This is a genomic window from Streptomyces sp. 150FB (genome assembly GCF_000818195.1).
GTDB lineage: Bacteria > Actinomycetota > Actinomycetes > Streptomycetales > Streptomycetaceae > Streptomyces.
On the sequence record NZ_JTHL01000001.1, the window covers coordinates 4068687 to 4085945 of the forward strand.

The window sequence follows — 17259 nt, forward strand, 5'->3', positions numbered from 1 at the left end:
CTGCTCCGGGCCGCGAGTTCGAAGCCCCAGTCGCTCACGGCCGGCGTGCCGTCCCTGGCCCGGTCCGGGCCCGCCGTGAATCCCGAGCGGCGCGCCGTCGCGAGATACGGACTGGTCCTGAACCCGGCCGCGTGCAGCGTCGCGTCGACCGTCCAGAACTCGCGCCGCTGGGACGTGAGCGACCCCGCGTGCACCGCCAGCCGTCCGCCGGGAGCCAGTACGCGCCCGGTGAGGCCGTAGAACTCCTCCGAGTACAGCTTGGTGCTGGCGGTGATCCCGGGGTTCGGCAGATCCGCGATGATCACGTCGTACGCCGGGTGCCGTATGCCGCGCAGCCAGGTGAACACGTCCGCGTACACCGGGTGGACCCTCGGATCGCGGAAGGCGTGTCCGTTCAGCGCGCTCAGCGCCGGGTCCGTACGCGCCAGCTTGACGACCCCGGGGTCCAGCTCGACCACGGTCACCGAGCTGACATCCGCGTACCGCAGGACCTCGCGCGCCACCAGGCCGTCGCCGCCGCCCATGATCAGCACCCGCCGGTGCGGCCCGCGCATCGCAGGGTGCACCAGCGCCTCGTGGTAGCGGAACTCGTCGCGTCCGCTGACCCGCAGCCGTCCGTCCAGATACAGGTCGAGCGGCCCGCGCCGCCCGCCGGTGAGGACGACCTCCTGGACGTCCGTATGGACGGCGACCCGCACCCCCTCCCCGTACACCGCGCGCCGGGCCGCCCGTTCGAAGTCGTCGACCAGAACGGTGGCCGTGGCCAGCACGGAAAGCACCACGATGTTGACCGTGAGTAGCAGACAGCGGGAGCGCCGCGTGAGATCGCGCCCGAAGACCCACAGCACCAGCGCGCCACCCGCCAGCACATTGACCCCGCCGGTCACCAGCGCGCCGGTGAGCTGGCCCAGCCACGGCAGCAGCAGGAACGGGAACGCGAGCCCGCCCACCAGCGCGCCCACGTAGTCGGCGGCGAACAGGTCGGCGACGGCCCCGCCGGCGTCCTGCCGGGAGACCCGCTGGATGAGCGTCATCAGCAGGGGTATCTCCGCGCCGATGAGCATGCCGATGGCGAGCGAGAAGCCGACCAGCGCGAACCGCGGCTCCCCCGTCCACACGAAACTGGCGTAGAGCACGAGCGCCGAGCAGCCGCCGAAGAGCGCGAGAGCCGCCTCCAGCAGGGCGAATCCGACCGCCGCACGGCAGCGCAGCCGCTTGGCGAGCAGCGAACCGATGCCCATCGCGAAGACCATCAGCGACAGCACGACCGACGCCTGGGTGACCGAGTCGCCGATCAGGTACGAGGCGAGCGCGACCAGCTCCAGCTCGTACACCAGACCGCAGGCGGCGCAGACGAAGACGACGGCGAGGATCAGGAAACGCCGCCTGTCCGCGCGGACAGGCGGCCCCGGGGCGCCGTACGAACCGTCGGACCCCCCGGGCTGCGCGGGGGGCGAGGGCCCCGCGCCCTGGCGTGGCACGGACACGGACATGGTCTGCTCGATCATGTTGGTAACGCTACGTCACGAAACCTGTACCGCTTGTCACCCACAAGGGTGAATCAGCCACACCAAGCCCCAGCCCTCCGCCAACCGGAGCGCACGACTGGAGCGCACGGCTAGAGCGCGGCGGGCATCCGAACGCCGACACATGTACGCGTCACCACGAGCCGGCCCTCCTGGGGGTACGCGTGCCAGGTTCGCCACCGCACCCGCCCCTCGTCGCGCTGCGCGAGCATCGCCGTGAACGCGTGCGGGGACCCCGGAAACGTACCCGCAAGCCCGTTCGGATGGTCGGCCACCAGCGCGAGCAGCTCCTGTGCGCGCCCGGCGAAGGAACCGTGCGACAGCGTCTCCACCCGCGCGGCGAATTCGTACTCCCAGCGACCGAGGCGCTTCGAGACACCGAGCGGCAGCGGCGTGCTGCTCCCGGGGATACAGGCGACGGTCTCGGAACACGTGCCCTGCTCCTCCTCAAGAAGTACCTGATGAGAGGCGCCGAGCAGCCTCAACTGGAGCCGGGCGCCGGAGAGATCGAGGTCGAGGACGGCCAGAGCAGGGAGCGGTTCCCGGCCTAATGCCCAGGCCAGATCGGCGGCTCGGGTATCGGTATAGGCCGTATTCAGGGTCGTGAGCATGGGTCGGCTCCGCAAACACGCTTGACGGTGGACCGGGGGCGTCCCGGAGGCTGAGCGAGAGAACTTGCGAGGAAATCGCCTGCTCGGCCCGGAGAATGAGGTCCGAGGGCACTGGAAGCTCTCACTGCGAGGGAATCACGAAGTACGGCGCGCTCACAGCGTTTTTACCCAACTTGACGGGGTTTCCATCCCCTCGGGGGCTGCACGGTTCACCTGTTCAACAGAAATCAGTTGAGAGTGCCAACCACATATCCAACGCGAAGGTGCCCGGCGAGAGTTCGTTCTCACCGGGCACCTCTGTTCGCCACGGACCAGCTACCCCGTGTTAGCTGCCTCCGCCGCATCCCCCGCCTCCACCGCACGACGAACCTCCGCCGCACGAGGAACCACCCCCACCGCACGACGAGTGGCCGCCGCCACCGCAGGAGTGACCGCCCGAGTGCCCCCCGGAATGCCCTCCGGACTGCCCGCCGTCGCCTATGACAGCGCCACCCGCCCACCAGCTACCTTCGGTGTTGGAGTTGTTCGAGCCTTTCCTCAGCGATGTGCCGTGCACCCGTCGCCGCATCGCCGCGTCGCGTCGCGCGCGCCTCGACACGGCCCAGACGAACAACACCACGATCAGTACCAGGGCCACCAGTACCAGAATCGACATCGCGCTCACCGTCCTTCCATTCCCCCGAATCGACGCCCCCGCGCCGCCAGATGACCGGCTCCGTACGACACCGGCCCTTGCATGACTGGGATGTCCCCCGGGGCGGAGAGCACCAAAGCAGAATTGAGCAACTCCAGAGGTTGCGGGTCCGTTTGGGAAGGAAGGGCGCCCGATTCCCGCACACGTTCAGCCTTTTGACCCCGCAGCCCCCACAGGCCCCGCCGCGTCCACCGAACCCGCCGAACCCGCCGAACCCGCCCCGCCCTCGGCGCGCGTCGCGAGGACCATCAGCCGCTCGACGGCCTCCTCCAGCACGTCCCGCCGCTTGCAGAACGAGAACCGCACCAGCCAGCGGGGCGCGCCCTCACTCACGTAGAAGGCCGAGGTGGGGATGGCGACCACACCCGCCAGCGCGGGCAACTCCCGGCAGAACTCCACGCCGTCCGCGTACCCCGAGGGCCGTACGTCGGCCTGTACGAAGTAGCCGGCGTCCGCCCGGAAAGGCCGCAGCCCCGCCCGTTCCAGACCCGCGCTCAACAGGTCGCGGTGGTCGCGCAGCGTGCCGCGCAGCTCCTCCGCCCACTTCTCCACCGAGCCGAGCGCACGGGCCAGCGCTTCCTGGTACGGGGTCCCCGAGGCGTACGTGAGGAACTGCTTCGCCGCGCCGACGGCGCTCACCAGCGGCGCCGGGCCGCAGACCCAACCGACCTTCCAACCCGTCGTATTGAAGGTCTTGCCGGCCGACGAGACGACCACGGTCCGCTCCCGCATACCGGGCAGCGCCGCGATCGTGAGATGCCGCGCGCCGTCCTGGTACACGAGGTGTTCGTAGACCTCGTCGGTGATCACCGTCAGCGCGTGCTCGCGGCAGATGTCGGCGATCTCGGCCAGTTCGGCCGGGGTGAACACCTTGCCCGTCGGGTTGTGCGGGGTGTTGAGGAGCAGCACGCGCGTACGGGGGGAGAGCGCGGCGCGCAGCGCGTCGGCGTCGAGCGCGAAGGTGTCACCGTCGAGAGTCAGGGGTACGGCGACGAGCCGGGCACCGGCGAGCCTGGCGTCGGCCGCGTACGCGTCGTAGCAGGGATCGAAGGCGATGATCTCGTCGCCCGGATCGCAGAACGCGAGCACGGCGGCCGCCAGCGCCTCGGTCGCGCCGGTCGTGACCAGCACCTCGCCGACGGGGTCGTACGTGAGCCCGTACCGCCGGAGCTGATGCGCCGCGACCGCCTCGCGCAGCGCCGGGAAGCCGACGGCGGGCGGGTACTGGTTGTGCCCGGCGAGCACCGCGTCCGCCACGTCCTGGAGCAGCTCCGGCGGACTGGCCAGCTCGGGCACGCCCTGGCCGAGGTTGAGCGCCCCGGTGCTGCGGGCCAGCTCCGTCATCTCCGTGAAGATCGAGGTGCCCATGCCGTGCACCCGCCCGGCGGCGCGCCAGCCGGCCGCCTCTCGCGTGTCCTCCATACGATCGATCCCGCTTTCCCGAGTCCGTCAGCCAGTGGTCCGCCGTTCACGATAGGCGCCGCCTCCGGCACGGCCCACGGACATGGGGAAGCCCGGCCGGGGGCCGTGACCGCGAACGGACCACGACGCCCCGCCGGGCTGCTGTCTCGATCAAGCCTCCCAAGCACGAAGCTTCGGAAGGCGCCGGAGAACGACTCAGACGTCCTCGGGCTTCTCGTCCCCCGGCTCCAGGCCGAACTGCTCCAGAAGCCACTTGTCGAACTCGATCGACGCGCGCACCCAGCTCACGGTGGACGACACGAAGTGGTCGAGGCTGACACCCGTACCGATCAGCATCTGCGCCTCGCCGATGAGCCGGACGGTGGGAGGACCGTCGTCCTCCTCGTGGATGTGGCTGTAGACCTTCGGCCACAGAGTGCGGCGGTTCCAGTCGTCGATCGTTTCGAGGATTCTGGTCTTCTCCTCGATGTCGTGCGGCCGGTCGTAGAACGTCCGCACGGAGAAGACCTGCTGGTCGTCCTCGCCGCGGAACATGAAGTACGTACGGAATTCCTCCCACGGCGCCGCGAGGTCACCCTCGTCGTCGACGACGTACTTCAGCTCCATCTGGTCGAGGAGCTGCTTGACCAGGTCCTGGTCTGGGACGACGGGGCCCGCCGGTCCTGCACCCTGCGGCTGGGGCTGGCCCCCGAAACTCGGAATCGAGGACGGATCGATGCTCACCCTGTATTTCCCTTCGTACGGTTCCCGCCATCCTCCCCCATAGCAGGCGGCACGTGCCAAGCCCGGCCCGTGCCGGACGAGGCCTGTTACCTGTCCCATGCCCACACCACCCGAGAGGATGCACACGAGACCCCGCGACCGGTCACGAATCCACCATCCGCCCGGTGAGCCGCCAGACCCCGGTGGAGGGGTTGCGTTCATGCTCGACACCGGACGGATCGAGCCCCCGGGCCCGCTCCCCGGCCTCCGGCACGCAGTCCCTGTACTTCGCGAAGTCGACCTTGGTCTTGTCGTAGCCGGGTACATGCTTCAGCAGTAGGGGCAGCAGCTTCCGGTAGCTGTCCACATGGCCGCGCTGATCCGCGAAGTGAAGCAGCAGCCACAGCTCGAAGCAGGGGTTGGAGACGGCGATCTCGATGCCGGCGCGCCGGGCGGCGAGGGCCGCTTCCGCCACGTCCGGATATTCGTCGACGTCGAAGACGCACCAGACCTCGTCGTACCCGTCCCGGTTCAGGTCCCGCTGGACGCGCGCGTACGCGACGAGCTGCGTCGGGGAGCACGCCTTGCCGCGTACGACGACGGAAACGGCGGGGTTACGGAGGTGGTCGCGTAACCCCTGGAGGTACTGGCGCTCGGTCTCTTTGCTGCCGCAGACGATCAGCATCGTGCGCGAGGAGCGCCGGACGGGACCACGGCGCCGCCCGGACCCTTCACGTGGAAACGACCTCGCCATGAACCCCCCAGTAGGTCTTGAGCATGTCCTCGAAGGCTGTCTCCGGTACGAGAGGCACCGCCCCGTAGCTGCCCGCCAGGTAGCGGCGCTCGAAGTTCTCGCCCTTGCGGGGCTTGAAATCGCTCAGTGGAAAGAGTTCGGAGGCCCCGGTCCCCAGGTCCTTCTCGACGAACCAGATCTGGTCACGGCGCAGCACCTGTTCGCCGAGCATGGTGCCGAGGAGCGACGCGTCATGCGTGGTGAAGATCAACTGGGCGCCGAGCGGATTCAGTTCGGGATCCTGGAACAGCTTGACCAGCTTGCCGGTGAGCATCGGGTGGAGGCTGACATCGAGCTCGTCGACCCACATCGCACTGCCGTTGGTGATGCGGGTGAGCGCCGAAGTGGCCATGTCCAGCCAGATCTTGGTACCGGCCGACTCGTCCTCCACCGAAAGGACGAACTCTTCGTCGCCGACCTGGTGGACGAAGTCCAGCACCCCCGCCGTCATGTCACGCCAGCTTTCCTCGGCCGGCGGATCGACGGATGCGGGAATGCCGGCGGCCTGCGCCCTGCGCCGGATTCCGTGCACGCCCAGGTCAGCGGCGGCCAGCACGTCGCCGGCGCTCGGCAGACCCGCCGAGGCCATCGTCTCGTACGCCAGGACGGCGAACGCGCCGGAATCCGTCAGAGCCTGCCGGGTGGCGTCCTGGGTGACGAGCGCCCCTCCGACCGCCTCCCACACCTGTCCCAGCCTCGGATGAGAGGACTGGGCCGCCGCCGAGAGATACAGGCTGTTCGGCCGCATCATCCGCTCGGCGGCCACTCGCTCACCGGTGAGCGTCGCGCCGTAGGTCATGGCCATACCGTCACGCTCGAAGAGCACACGCCTGCGGCCCTTGGGATAGACGTAGAGCCACTCCTCGCGGACCTCGGCGTCGGTGACGCTGAAGCCGTACACATGGCGCACCCCCTCCAGCAGGAGGTCCACGGCGTACGACGACGGCTCGCCCCGGCTCGTATGGTCGAGGAGGAAAGGCATGCGCGGCACCGGGGCGCCGGGCAGCCATCGCGCCTGTGAATGGGTCACAGCACCGATGAAGAACATGAACGCGTCGACGACCGTGGATTTGCCCGACGCGTTGGCGCCGTAGATCGCCACCACCGTCACCGCGGGCCGCTCGTCGTCCTCGTACACCGGTACGAAATTCAGCTCCTGCGGCTCACGGATGGAGCCATGGTTGGCGACCCGAAAACTCAGCAGCACGTGACGACACCCCCAGATAGCCTTGTGAACAAGTGATTCGCACCATGGGCGCTGAGTCGATAGTAGAGGCCTGTCCATGAACGTGGACAGGCCGTCCATCCAGATGGATGAACGGCCTCTCCCGCCCCTGCTCCGACCGCGCCTACGGCGGGCGCTACAGCGTCTTCGCCGTCGGCCCCGGCTCCGTCGAGTCCTGCTCCACCGGCGCGGACTCCGACGGCTCCGCCGTCCCCGCCCCCACGATCAGGCCCTCGCCGAACCTGTCCACCCGTACCGTGTCCCCGTCCGTGACCTCGCCCGCCAGGATCTCCTTCGCGAGCTGGTCGCCGATCGACGTCTGCACCAGGCGGCGCAGCGGGCGCGCCCCGTACGCGGGGTCATTACCCTCCACCGCCAGCCACTCCAGGGCCGCCGGGGTGACCTCCAGCGTGAGCCGGCGCTCCGCCAGGCGCTTCGCGAGGCGGTCGATCTGGAGCGCCGCGATGCGGGCCAGTTCCGTCTTCGACAGGGTCGAGAAGACCACCAGGTCGTCCAGGCGGTTCAGGAACTCCGGCTTGAACGAGGACCGTACGGTCTCCAGCACCTGCTGCTTCTTCGTCTCGTCCGACGACAGCGGGTCCACCAGGTACTGACTGCCGAGGTTCGACGTCAGGACCAGGATGGTGTTGCGGAAGTCCACCGTGCGGCCCTGGCCGTCCGTCAGGCGCCCGTCGTCCAGCACCTGGAGCAGGATGTCGAAGACCTCGGGGTGGGCCTTCTCCACCTCGTCCAGGAGCACCACGCTGTACGGGCGGCGCCGTACGGCCTCGGTGAGCTGGCCGCCCTCCTCGTAGCCGACGTAGCCGGGAGGAGCGCCGACCAGCCGGGCCACCGAGTGCTTCTCGCCGTACTCGCTCATGTCGATGCGGATCATGGCCCGCTCGTCGTCGAAGAGGAAGTCGGCGAGCGCCTTGGCCAGTTCGGTCTTGCCGACGCCGGTCGGGCCCAGGAAGAGGAACGATCCTGTGGGCCTGTCGGGGTCGGCGATACCGGCGCGGGTACGGCGTACGGCGTCGGACACCGCGCCGACCGCCTCGCCCTGGCCGATCAGCCGCTTGCCCAGCTCCTGCTCCATGCGCAGCAGCTTCTGCGTCTCGCCCTCCAGCAGCCGGCCGGCGGGGATGCCGGTCCAGGAGCCGACGACGTCGGCGATGTCGTCCGGGCCGACCCCCTCCTTGACCATGGTGTCCTTGGCGGCCTCCTGCTCCTCCTCGGCGGCCTCCTCCAGCTCGCGTTCCAGGTTGGGGATCTCCCCGTACAGCAGCTTGGAAGCGGTGTCGAAGTCGCCGTCGCGCTGGGCACGCTCGGCCTGGCCGCGCAGGTCGTCGAGCTGTTCCTTCAGCTCACCGACGCGGTTGAGGCCCTCCTTCTCCTTCTCCCAGCGGGCGTTGAGGCCGCGCAGCTCCTCCTCGCGGTCGGCGAGGTCACGGCGCAGCTTCTCCAGGCGCTGTCTGGAGCCGGGGTCGGACTCGGTGTCGAGCGCCAGCTCCTCCATACGGAGGCGGTCGACGGAACGCTGCAACTCGTCGATCTCGACCGGCGAGGAGTCGATCTCCATCCGGAGCCGGGACGCGGCCTCGTCGACGAGGTCGATGGCCTTGTCGGGCAGGAAGCGCGAGGTGATGTAGCGGTCGGAGAGAGCCGCGGCAGCCACCAGGGCCGTGTCGGCGATCTGGACCTTGTGGTGGGCCTCGTAACGGCCCTTGAGCCCGCGCAGGATCGCGATCGTGTCCTCGACGGACGGCTCGGCGACCAGCACCTGCTGGAAGCGCCGCTCCAGCGCCGCGTCCTTCTCGATCCGCTCGCGGTACTCGTCCAGCGTGGTCGCACCGACCATCCGCAGCTCACCGCGGGCCAGCATCGGCTTGAGCATGTTGCCCGCGTCCATGGCCGAGTCGCCGCCGGCGCCCGCGCCGACGACCGTGTGCAGCTCGTCGATGAAGGTGATGACCTGTCCGCCGCTCTCCTTGATCTCGGAGAGGACGGTCTTGAGGCGCTCCTCGAACTCGCCCCGGTACTTGGCGCCGGCGACCATCGCGCCGAGGTCCAGCGACACCAGCCGCTTGTTCTTCAGCGACTCCGGCACGTCGCCCTTGACGATGCGCTGCGCGAGCCCCTCGACGACGGCCGTCTTGCCGACGCCGGGCTCACCGATCAGCACCGGGTTGTTCTTCGTACGGCGCGACAACACCTGCACCACGCGCCGGATCTCCTGGTCCCGGCCGATGACCGGGTCGAGCTTGCCCTCGCGTGCGGCGGCGGTGAAATCGGTACCGAACTTCTCCAGGGCCTTGTACTGGCCCTCCGGGTCGGGTGTGGTCACCCGGCGCCCTCCCCTTGATGTCTCGAATGCTTCCAGCAGGTTCTTCGCGCCGGCCCCCTGCTTGTCCAGGAGTTCGCCGGTCTGGCCGCCCTGTGCGGCGATGCCGATGAGCAGATGCTCGGTGGAGAGGTAGTCGTCCCCCAGCTCCTTGGCACGCCGGCCCGCGTCGCCGATGGCGGCGAGCAGTTCCCGGTTGGGCTGCGGGGGCGCGACGGTGGAGCCGGTCACCTTGGGCTGCGCGCTCAGCAGCCGCTCGGCCCCGGACCGTACGACGGCCTCGTCGGCGCCTACGGCGGCCAGCAGGTCCGTCACGTTCTCGTTGTCCTCGCCCGCGAGCAGCGCCAGCAGCAGGTGGGCGGGGGTCAGATCGGGATGGCCCGCTTCCACGGCCCGGCTGGTGGCCGCGTTGATGGCGTCCCGGCTCTTGTTGGTCAGCTCGGCGTCCACGTGCGCTCTCTCCTCCTTGCGCGGATCTCTCCGTCTGCACGCTTGTTCGTGATGTTCGGGAGTTGGTTCACGGACTCATTCGTCACGCGGACTCGTCACGCCCGGTCTGACCCGAACAACGTGCGCAAAGTTGAGTCTATTCCACTCAAGCCTGAAACGGGCGACCCCCCACGCACGGGATGTGCGCCACTACGCTTGCCGCATGGCCACCGACATACGCAACCCCACCCCCGAGTTTCTCGCGTTCTGGCGCGAGCGCCACGTCTGCACCCTGACCACCACGCGCCCGGACGGCAGTCCGCACCTGGTGCCGGTGGGAGTGACGTATGACCCGGAGGCCGGGCTCGCCCGCGTCATCGCCAACAAGGCCAGCAGGAAGGTCGCCCACATACTCGCGGCCGGTCCCGACGGGGCGCGCGTCGCCGTCTGCCAGGTCGAACGGGCCCGCTGGGCGACGCTGGAGGGCCGCGCGAGGATCCGTACGGAGGCGGAGGCCGTCGCGGACGCGGTGGGCCGTTACGCGGAGCGCTACGGACGTACGCCGGCGGACAACCCGGACCGCGTGGTCATCGAGATCGCCGTCGAACGGGCGCTCGGCCGCGGGCTCGGGGCGGCCGGCTCACCGACACCCGGCCGACCCGGGACGCAGCCCGCCTGAGCCGCAGCCTGAGTCACCGGGGCCCCGAACGGGAAAAGCACAGCGGCGCCATCGTGTTTCAGGTCCACGATGGCGCCGCTGTGTGGGGGAAGTGCCCGAGCGATCTACAACGACGGGGGAATCGCTCAGGCACTGCGGGGGGTGGCAGTTGTGGTCTGTGCCTCGACCAGCTCGTGGTCACGGCGGTCGAGGTTGACGAAAATCATGTCGTATCTGACGGCACACCGGACGGGTTGCGGCGCCCCCCTGGGCTTCCGCAGGCACCGGTATGCACGGACGTCCTCATCTTCCTCGCGCACCACGACGATCGGCTGTCCGAACAGGGTCACCATCAACGAGTCACCACGATGGGGGATCGCGGTCACCAGGTCGATGAAGTGCCAACCCGATCTGTAAGCCATCGCCATCTCGCGGCGGAAAACCCGGTCGTCCGGCGGAACAGTCATGCGCCCGCGGCGGCCGGAGCTGACGTCAGCCTGATCCCTTCCGGCGCGAGGGTCCAACTGATCTCGTCGGCCTGCGCGCTCCGGGAGTGAGACCCAGCCGGCGAGCTGGTCCAACTGATCTCCCCCACAGCGGCCAGAGAGCCACAGGCCAGAGCCGCAGAGAAAGCAGCGACTGCCACTGCGCGAAGCATTCTCTTGTGCATAGTCGGCTTCGTCCTCACTTGATGGATTTTCTCTCCCCCGCCCTGTAGACAATGTCGCACCCTGGCACATCGACACCACCGGGTCGATGCATCATGTTCTTGTATGTACAGGACCCTGGGGGGTGGAGATTTGCCAGCAAACGGCACACAACCGGCACATCCCCATGCCATCACCGACTTCTGCGGTGAAGGCAGGCGGCTTTACGCCAGCGCGATTCGTTCCGGCCGCATCAGCCGGAGCGAGGCCGCTGTCGCTCCATGCCTCATGGAGTTCGCGCTTCTGCACCCCGATCCGGACGACCCGAGCTGGTTGCGGCCCGTCACACCGTCCGCGGCCCTCGCGCAGCGACTGCATCCCATCGAGCGGGAGATCCAGCAGCGACGGCACTTCGCTGTCGAACTGACCGAATCTTTCGAGCCGTTCATGAGCATCAGCGCGCAGGACCCGCCGATCACCCACGCGATCACCGTTCTTGAGGGCGTCAGCCGGATCAACGCGGCTCTGGACAGGGCCACCGCCGAGTGCCAGATCGAGGTGCTCACCGTCCAGCCCGGCAGCAGGAGCGAGAGCGCGCTCAGCGAGGGCCTGGAGCGCGGCCGTGCCGTCGTGGACCGGGGGGTCCGTATCCGCACGCTCTACCAGCACACCGTCCGGCACAGCCAGGGCACGCTCGCGTACGCGGACCGGATGGCCGAGGACAAGGTCGAGATCCGTACGCTCGAAGAGCTGATCGAGCGGCTGATCATCTTCGACAGGACCGTCGCGTACATCCCCGCGCGCTCGGACCGGCAGGTGGCGCTGGAGCTGCGCCACCCGGGGCTCGTCGACTACCTGGCCCAGGTCTTCGAGCAGCTCTGGCAGCGCGCCACACCGCTCACCCAGCAGGTCACGTACGAACGGACCCCCGACGGCATCACGGGCGTCCAGCGCTCGATCGCCAGGCTCCTCGTGGAGGGGTACGTCGACGAGGCCATCGCGCGGCGCCTCGGCATGAACGTACGCACCTGCCGCGCCCACATCGCCAAGCTCGCCACGGCGCTCGGGAGCGGCAGCCGTGCCCAGCTCGGGTACCTCATCGCGCTCTCGGGGATCCTCAAGCAGGAGATCTGAGCACGCGGGCGCGAAAAGGCCCCTCCACCCGGCGGGGTGAGGGACCTTTCAAGGGGCCGCAGAGGCACAGCACCGCGGCGCCCGATACGGGACGCCGCTCAGTCCGACGACCGCTTCGGCCGCCACACCACCAGCGCACTCGTCTGCTGCATGTCCTGGTACGGCACCAGATCACGGCGGTACGACGCGTGCACCTGCGCCTCGCGCTGGCGCATCGCCGCCGCGGCGCCGTCCACGGCGGCCGACAGCTCGGCGACCGTCGCCCGGAGCGCGGCGACCTCGTCCTCCAGCTCGATGATCCGCTTGATGCCCGCCAGGTTGATGCCCTCGTCCTGCGACAGCGCCTGCACCGTACGGAGCAGCTCGATGTCGCGGGCCGAGTACCGGCGCCCCCGGCCGGCCGTACGGTCCGGCGAGACCAGGCCCAGGCGATCGTACTGCCGCAGGGTCTGCGGGTGCAGCCCGGAGAGCTGCGCCGCCACGGAGATGACGTAGACCGGGGTCTCCTCGGTCAGTTCGTACGCCCTGCCGAACGACGCGGCCGACTGTCTGCGCCGTCCGTCCCTGTCCGCCCTGTCCATGGGGATCATGCTCCCTTCGCGGCCTGGAACAACTCCGCCCGCGGATCGTCGTCCGCGGTCGCCTTCCGGTAGACCTCCAGCGCGTCACGCGCCGACTCGCCGAGGTCCTTGGGGACGACCACCTCGACGGTGACCAGGAGGTCGCCGCGCGTGCCGTCCTTGCGTACGGCGCCCTTGCCACGGGCGCGCATCGTACGGCCGTTGGGTGTGCCGGCCGGCAGCTTCAGGGTGACCGGCGGGCCGCCCAGTGTCGGGACCTTCACCTCGCCGCCGAGCGCCGCCTCCGTGAAGGTGACGGGCACGGTGACGGTGAGGTTGTCGTCCCTGCGGCCGAAAACGGGGTGCGCGTCGACATGGACGACCACGTACAGGTCGCCCGCCGGGCCGCCGCGCTCCCCGGGGGTGCCCTTGCCGCGCAACCTGATCCGCTGGTTGTCGCTGACTCCGGCCGGGATACGGACCTGCATGGTCCGCGACGACTTGGCGCGCCCCGAGCCCTTGCAGACGTCGCAGGGGTCCTGGGCGATGAGCCCGCGGCCCTTGCAGTCCACGCAGGGATCGGTGAGCGAGAAGCCGCCGCCGGTGCCGCGCGAGACCTGTCCCGTGCCGACGCAGGTCGGGCAGACCCGCGGTGTGCCGTTCTTGTCGCCCGTGCCCGAACAGGCCTTGCAGGGCGCCTGGCTGGACATCCGCAGCGGGACCGTGGCCCCGTCGACCGCCTCGGTGAAGCTGAGCGTCACCTCGGACTCGATGTCCTGGCCGCGGCGTGGCTGGGTACGGGTGGTGCCGGCGCCGCCCCTGTTGAAGAGGCCGCCGAACACGTCCCCGAGACCGCCGCCGAAGCCGCCCGCGCCCTGTTGCTGGCCCGTGCCGCCCTGGGCGCCGCCCCCGAAGAGGTCGCCGAGGTCGAAGTTGAACGAGCCGCCGCCCGCGCCGGGTCCGGGGCGGTAGCCGCCGTTCCCGAAGAGGCTGCGCGCCTCGTCGTACTCCTTGCGCCGTTTGGGGTCGCCGAGCACGTCGTTCGCCTCGGAGATCTCCTTGAAGCGCTCCTCGGCCTTGGCGTCGCCCTTGTTGGCGTCCGGGTGGAACTCGCGGGCGAGCTTCCGGTACGACTTCTTGATCTCGGCTTCCGTGGCGTCCTTGGGGACGCCGAGAACCTTGTAGTAATCCTTCTCCACGAAGTCCTTGGTGCTCATTCCCGACGTCCCTCCTCTCCGCCTGTCACTGCTCTGTGCCCGACGTGGCGCCTGTCACGGATGCCGTAATAATGACCTCCGTGACGGCGCCTGTCCTGGCGTCAGCCCTCGTCCGGGCCACCGCTCTCCTCTTCCTTGGCCTGCTCGCTCTCGTCCGCCGCCTTGGGCTGGGCCCCCGGCTGGGGCTCCGCCACCGCGACGCGGGCGGGCCTGATGGTCCGCTCGCCGAACCGGTACCCAGGCTGAAGGATCGCGACGCACGTGTCTTCGGTGACATCCGGCGCATACGAGTGCATCAGGGCCTCGTGGATCGTCGGATCGAAGGGCTCGCCCTCCTTGCCGAACTGCTGAAGGCCCATCTTCGCCGCGACCGTCTCCAGCGACTCGCCAACGGATTTGAATCCGCCGACCAGTTCGTCGTGCTCGCGTGCGCGCCCGATGTCGTCGAGCACGGGCAGCAGCTCGGTCAGCAGCTTGGCGATCGCCAGCTCCTTGACCGTGACGCGGTCCCGCTCCACCCGACGGCGGTAGTTCTGGTACTCGGCCTGGAGCCGCTGGAGGTCCGCCGTGCGCTCACCGAGCGCCATCCGGACCTGATCCAGTTGGGCTGTCAGGGCTACGTCCTGTACGTCCCCGGCCGGGGCCGCCGGGCCCGGCTCCTTGTCGGAGCCGGGCGCGGCGGCCTTCGGCGCGGCGTCTTCGGGGGTCGCGCCGGAGGGGACGTCGGGCTCCTCCTCGAAGCCCGGGGTCTCCTCGGTCACGCGGCACCGCCCTTCGCGTCACGCTCGTCGTCCACGATCTCGGCGTCGACGACGTCGTCGTCCGCCTTGGACTGCTGGCCGGCGTCCGGTCCACCCGGACCGCCGTCGGCACCGGGGGTGGCGCCGTCGGCCTGCGCGTTGGCGTACATGGCCTGGCCGAGCTTCTGCGAGACGGCGGCGACCTTCTCCGTCGACGTACGGATCTCGGCGGTGTCCTCGCCCTTGAGCTTTTCCTTCAGCTCGGCGATGGACTCCTCCACCTCGGTCTTGACGTCGCCCGGGACCTTGTCCTCGTTGTCCTTGAGGAACTTCTCCGTCTGGTAGACGAGCTGTTCGGCCTGGTTGCGCGTCTCGGCGGCCTCGCGGCGCTTGTGGTCCTCGTCCGCGTACTGCTCGGCCTCTTCGCGCATCCGGTTGACCTCGTCCTTCGGCAGCGAGGAGCCACCGGTGACGGTCATCTTCTGCTCCTTGCCGGTGCCGAGGTCCTTCGCGGCCACGTGCATGATGCCGTTGGCGTCGATGTCGAAGGCGACCTCGATCTGCGGCACACCGCGCGGGGCGGGCGGCAGACCGGTCAGCTCGAACATTCCGAGCTTCTTGTTGTACGCGGCGATCTCGCGCTCGCCCTGGTAGACCTGGATCTGCACGGACGGCTGGTTGTCCTCGGCCGTCGTGAAGATCTCGGAGCGCTTCGTCGGAATCGTGGTGTTCCGCTCGATGAGCTTGGTCATGATGCCGCCCTTGGTCTCGATACCCAGGGACAGCGGGGTCACGTCGAGGAGCAGGACGTCCTTGACCTCACCCTTGAGCACACCGGCCTGGAGAGCGGCGCCGATGGCGACGACCTCGTCCGGGTTGACGCCCTTGTTGGCGTCACGGCCGCCGGTCAGCTCCTTGACGAGCTCGGCGACGGCGGGCATACGCGTCGAACCGCCGACGAGCACCACGTGGTCGATCTCGGAGAGCTGGATGCCCGCGTCCTTGATGACGTTGTGGAAGGGGCCCTTGCAGCGGTCGAGCAGGTCGGACGTGAGCTGCTGGAACTGCGACCGGGTGACCTTCTCGTCGAGGTGCAGCGGCCCCTCGGCGGACGCCGTGATGTACGGCAGGTTGATCGTGGTCTCCGTCGAGGAAGACAGCTCGATCTTCGCCTTCTCCGCCGCCTCGCGGAGACGCTGGAGAGCCATCTTGTCCTTGGACAGGTCCACGCCGTGGCCGTTGGCGAACTGCTTCACCAGGAAGTCGACGACCCGCTGGTCCCAGTCGTCACCACCGAGCTGGTTGTCACCGTTGGTGGCCTTCACCTCGACGACGCCGTCACCGATCTCCAGCAGCGACACGTCGAAGGTGCCACCACCGAGGTCGAAGACCAGGATCGTCTGGTCGTCCTTGTCGAGGCCGTAGGCCAGGGCTGCCGCCGTCGGCTCGTTGACGATACGCAGGACGTTCAGGCCCGCGATCTCGCCGGCCTCCTTGGTCGCCTGGCGCTCCGAGTCGTTGAAGTACGCGGGGACAGTGATCACCGCGTCGGTGATCTTCTCTCCCAGGTACGACTCGGCGTCCCGCTTCAGCTTCTGCAGCACGAAGGCCGAGATCTGCTGCGGGTTGAAGTCCTTGCCGTCCAGGTTCATCTTCCAGTCAGTGCCCATGTGGCGCTTGACCGACCGGATGGTCCTGTCGACGTTCGTGACCGCCTGGCGCTTCGCGACCTCTCCGACGAGCACCTCGCCGTTCTTGGCGAAGGCGACGACGGACGGCGTGGTCCTGGCACCCTCGGCGTTGGTGATGACGGTGGGCTCGCCGCCTTCGAGAACGCTGACGACGGAGTTAGTCGTGCCCAGGTCGATGCCGACCGCACGTGCCATTTCGATTCCTCCAACTGACTTGAGTGGAACAGGCTCAAGGATGCATCACAGATCCCGGTGCGTCAAAGAGCATGAGCCGATGGGGCTCAACTATTGTGCCGGTCCTCCACGCCCGGGGGTCGCCGGGCGCACCGTGGGGGCCCGAACGCGCCTGGTGGGAGCACCTGCCGGGCCATCGCGCCGCGCCGTGCGATCGTTCTGTCACACCAATGACAAATGGTGCGAAGCGGGCAGGAGGAACGGCGCGTGGACACGAACCACGGATACCGCCATCACGGCCACCACAGCCACTACGGCCGACACAGACGCGTGTACGAACAGCTCGGCCGCTCGGCGCCGCGCACCCGGAGCCGGGCACTGAGGCTCTGGAACCGATGGCGCCCGAAGCGCCGCTTCGAACCGGTCGACCCAAAGCGTCTCGTCGATCTAACGCTCGGCACCGCCCTGATGGTTCCGGCCGCGCCGCTCCTTGCCGTCACCGCGCTCGTCCTCGCGCTGTCGGGAGGGACCGGCGGCGTTCTCGTACGTGAATACCGCTGCGGGCGCCACGGCCACCCCTTCATCCTGCGCTCCCTGCGCACCCGGCGGCTGCGGCTCGACCTGCTGTCCCGGCTGCCCCATGTCGTACGCGGCGACCTGTCGCTGGTCGGTCCCGCGCCACTGCCGCTCGGCGG

The 17259-nt window shown here is 69.1% G+C and carries 14 protein-coding genes and 1 pseudogene; 3 read left to right on the forward strand and 12 right to left on the reverse strand.

From position 1 onward, the window contains the following. The 7 genes from QR77_RS17350 to clpB form a co-directional block, all read right to left on the reverse strand. A partial coding sequence (locus tag QR77_RS17350; RefSeq protein ID WP_078876786.1) for a polyamine aminopropyltransferase occupies nucleotides 1-1508 on the reverse strand: 1508 nt, incomplete at its 3' end. A 110-nt stretch (nucleotides 1509-1618) separates the two neighbouring features. Then, nucleotides 1619-2137, reverse strand: a complete 519-nt coding sequence (locus tag QR77_RS17355) for a DUF2617 family protein (protein WP_040022779.1) — start codon at nucleotides 2135-2137, stop codon at nucleotides 1619-1621. An 841-nt stretch (nucleotides 2138-2978) separates the two neighbouring features. Further along, entirely contained in the window at nucleotides 2979-4253 is a 1275-nt protein-coding gene (locus QR77_RS17360; protein ID WP_078876790.1) for an aminotransferase class I/II-fold pyridoxal phosphate-dependent enzyme, read from the reverse strand. A 195-nt stretch (nucleotides 4254-4448) separates the two neighbouring features. After that, entirely contained in the window at nucleotides 4449-4976 is a 528-nt protein-coding gene (locus tag QR77_RS17365) for a YbjN domain-containing protein (protein ID WP_040022780.1), read from the reverse strand. 142 nt (nucleotides 4977-5118) lie between these two features. Then, a complete protein-coding gene (locus QR77_RS17370; protein ID WP_040022782.1) occupies nucleotides 5119-5640 on the reverse strand; it encodes an RloB family protein in 522 nt (173 codons plus the stop codon). A gap of 46 nt (nucleotides 5641-5686) precedes the next feature. Beyond that, entirely contained in the window at nucleotides 5687-6955 is a 1269-nt protein-coding gene (locus QR77_RS17375; protein WP_052488839.1) for an ATP-binding protein, read from the reverse strand. Between the two features lie 154 nt (nucleotides 6956-7109). Continuing rightward, nucleotides 7110-9764, reverse strand: coding sequence for an ATP-dependent chaperone ClpB (gene clpB / locus QR77_RS17380; RefSeq protein ID WP_078876795.1), 2655 nt, complete (start codon nucleotides 9762-9764; stop codon nucleotides 7110-7112). Nucleotides 9765-9966: 202 nt separating this feature from the next. Here clpB and QR77_RS17385 point away from each other — a divergent pair, with 202 nt between their 5' ends. Further along, a complete protein-coding gene (locus QR77_RS17385) occupies nucleotides 9967-10422 on the forward strand; it encodes a TIGR03618 family F420-dependent PPOX class oxidoreductase (RefSeq protein ID WP_052488840.1) in 456 nt (151 codons plus the stop codon). 125 nt (nucleotides 10423-10547) lie between these two features. On the opposite strand, the gene QR77_RS17390 is transcribed toward QR77_RS17385, so the two are convergent. Beyond that, on the reverse strand, nucleotides 10548-10868 hold the full coding sequence (locus tag QR77_RS17390) for a (2Fe-2S)-binding protein (protein WP_040022783.1): 321 nt from the start codon (nucleotides 10866-10868) through the stop codon (nucleotides 10548-10550). 306 nt (nucleotides 10869-11174) lie between these two features. Here QR77_RS17390 and QR77_RS17395 point away from each other — a divergent pair, with 306 nt between their 5' ends. Further along, nucleotides 11175-12182 carry a response regulator transcription factor gene (locus tag QR77_RS17395; RefSeq protein WP_078876800.1) on the forward strand — a complete coding sequence of 336 codons (1008 nt, stop codon included), beginning with the start codon at nucleotides 11175-11177 and terminating at the stop codon, nucleotides 12180-12182. Between the two features lie 98 nt (nucleotides 12183-12280). On the opposite strand, the gene QR77_RS17400 is transcribed toward QR77_RS17395, so the two are convergent. From QR77_RS17400 to dnaK, 4 genes are all read right to left on the reverse strand, one after another. Further along, entirely contained in the window at nucleotides 12281-12763 is a 483-nt protein-coding gene (locus tag QR77_RS17400) for a helix-turn-helix transcriptional regulator (RefSeq protein WP_052488841.1), read from the reverse strand. A 5-nt stretch (nucleotides 12764-12768) separates the two neighbouring features. After that, a complete protein-coding gene (gene dnaJ / locus QR77_RS17405) occupies nucleotides 12769-13959 on the reverse strand; it encodes a molecular chaperone DnaJ (RefSeq protein WP_040022786.1) in 1191 nt (396 codons plus the stop codon). 101 nt (nucleotides 13960-14060) lie between these two features. Then, entirely contained in the window at nucleotides 14061-14720 is a 660-nt protein-coding gene (gene grpE / locus QR77_RS17410; RefSeq protein WP_040022787.1) for a nucleotide exchange factor GrpE, read from the reverse strand. Continuing rightward, nucleotides 14717-16585, reverse strand: a complete 1869-nt coding sequence (dnaK, locus tag QR77_RS17415) for a molecular chaperone DnaK (RefSeq protein ID WP_040022788.1) — start codon at nucleotides 16583-16585, stop codon at nucleotides 14717-14719. Before dnaK ends, grpE begins: the two co-directional genes overlap by 4 nt. 357 nt (nucleotides 16586-16942) lie before the next feature. Here dnaK and QR77_RS42240 point away from each other — a divergent pair. After that, nucleotides 16943-17259, forward strand: a pseudogene (locus tag QR77_RS42240) (sugar transferase); the annotation flags it as partial.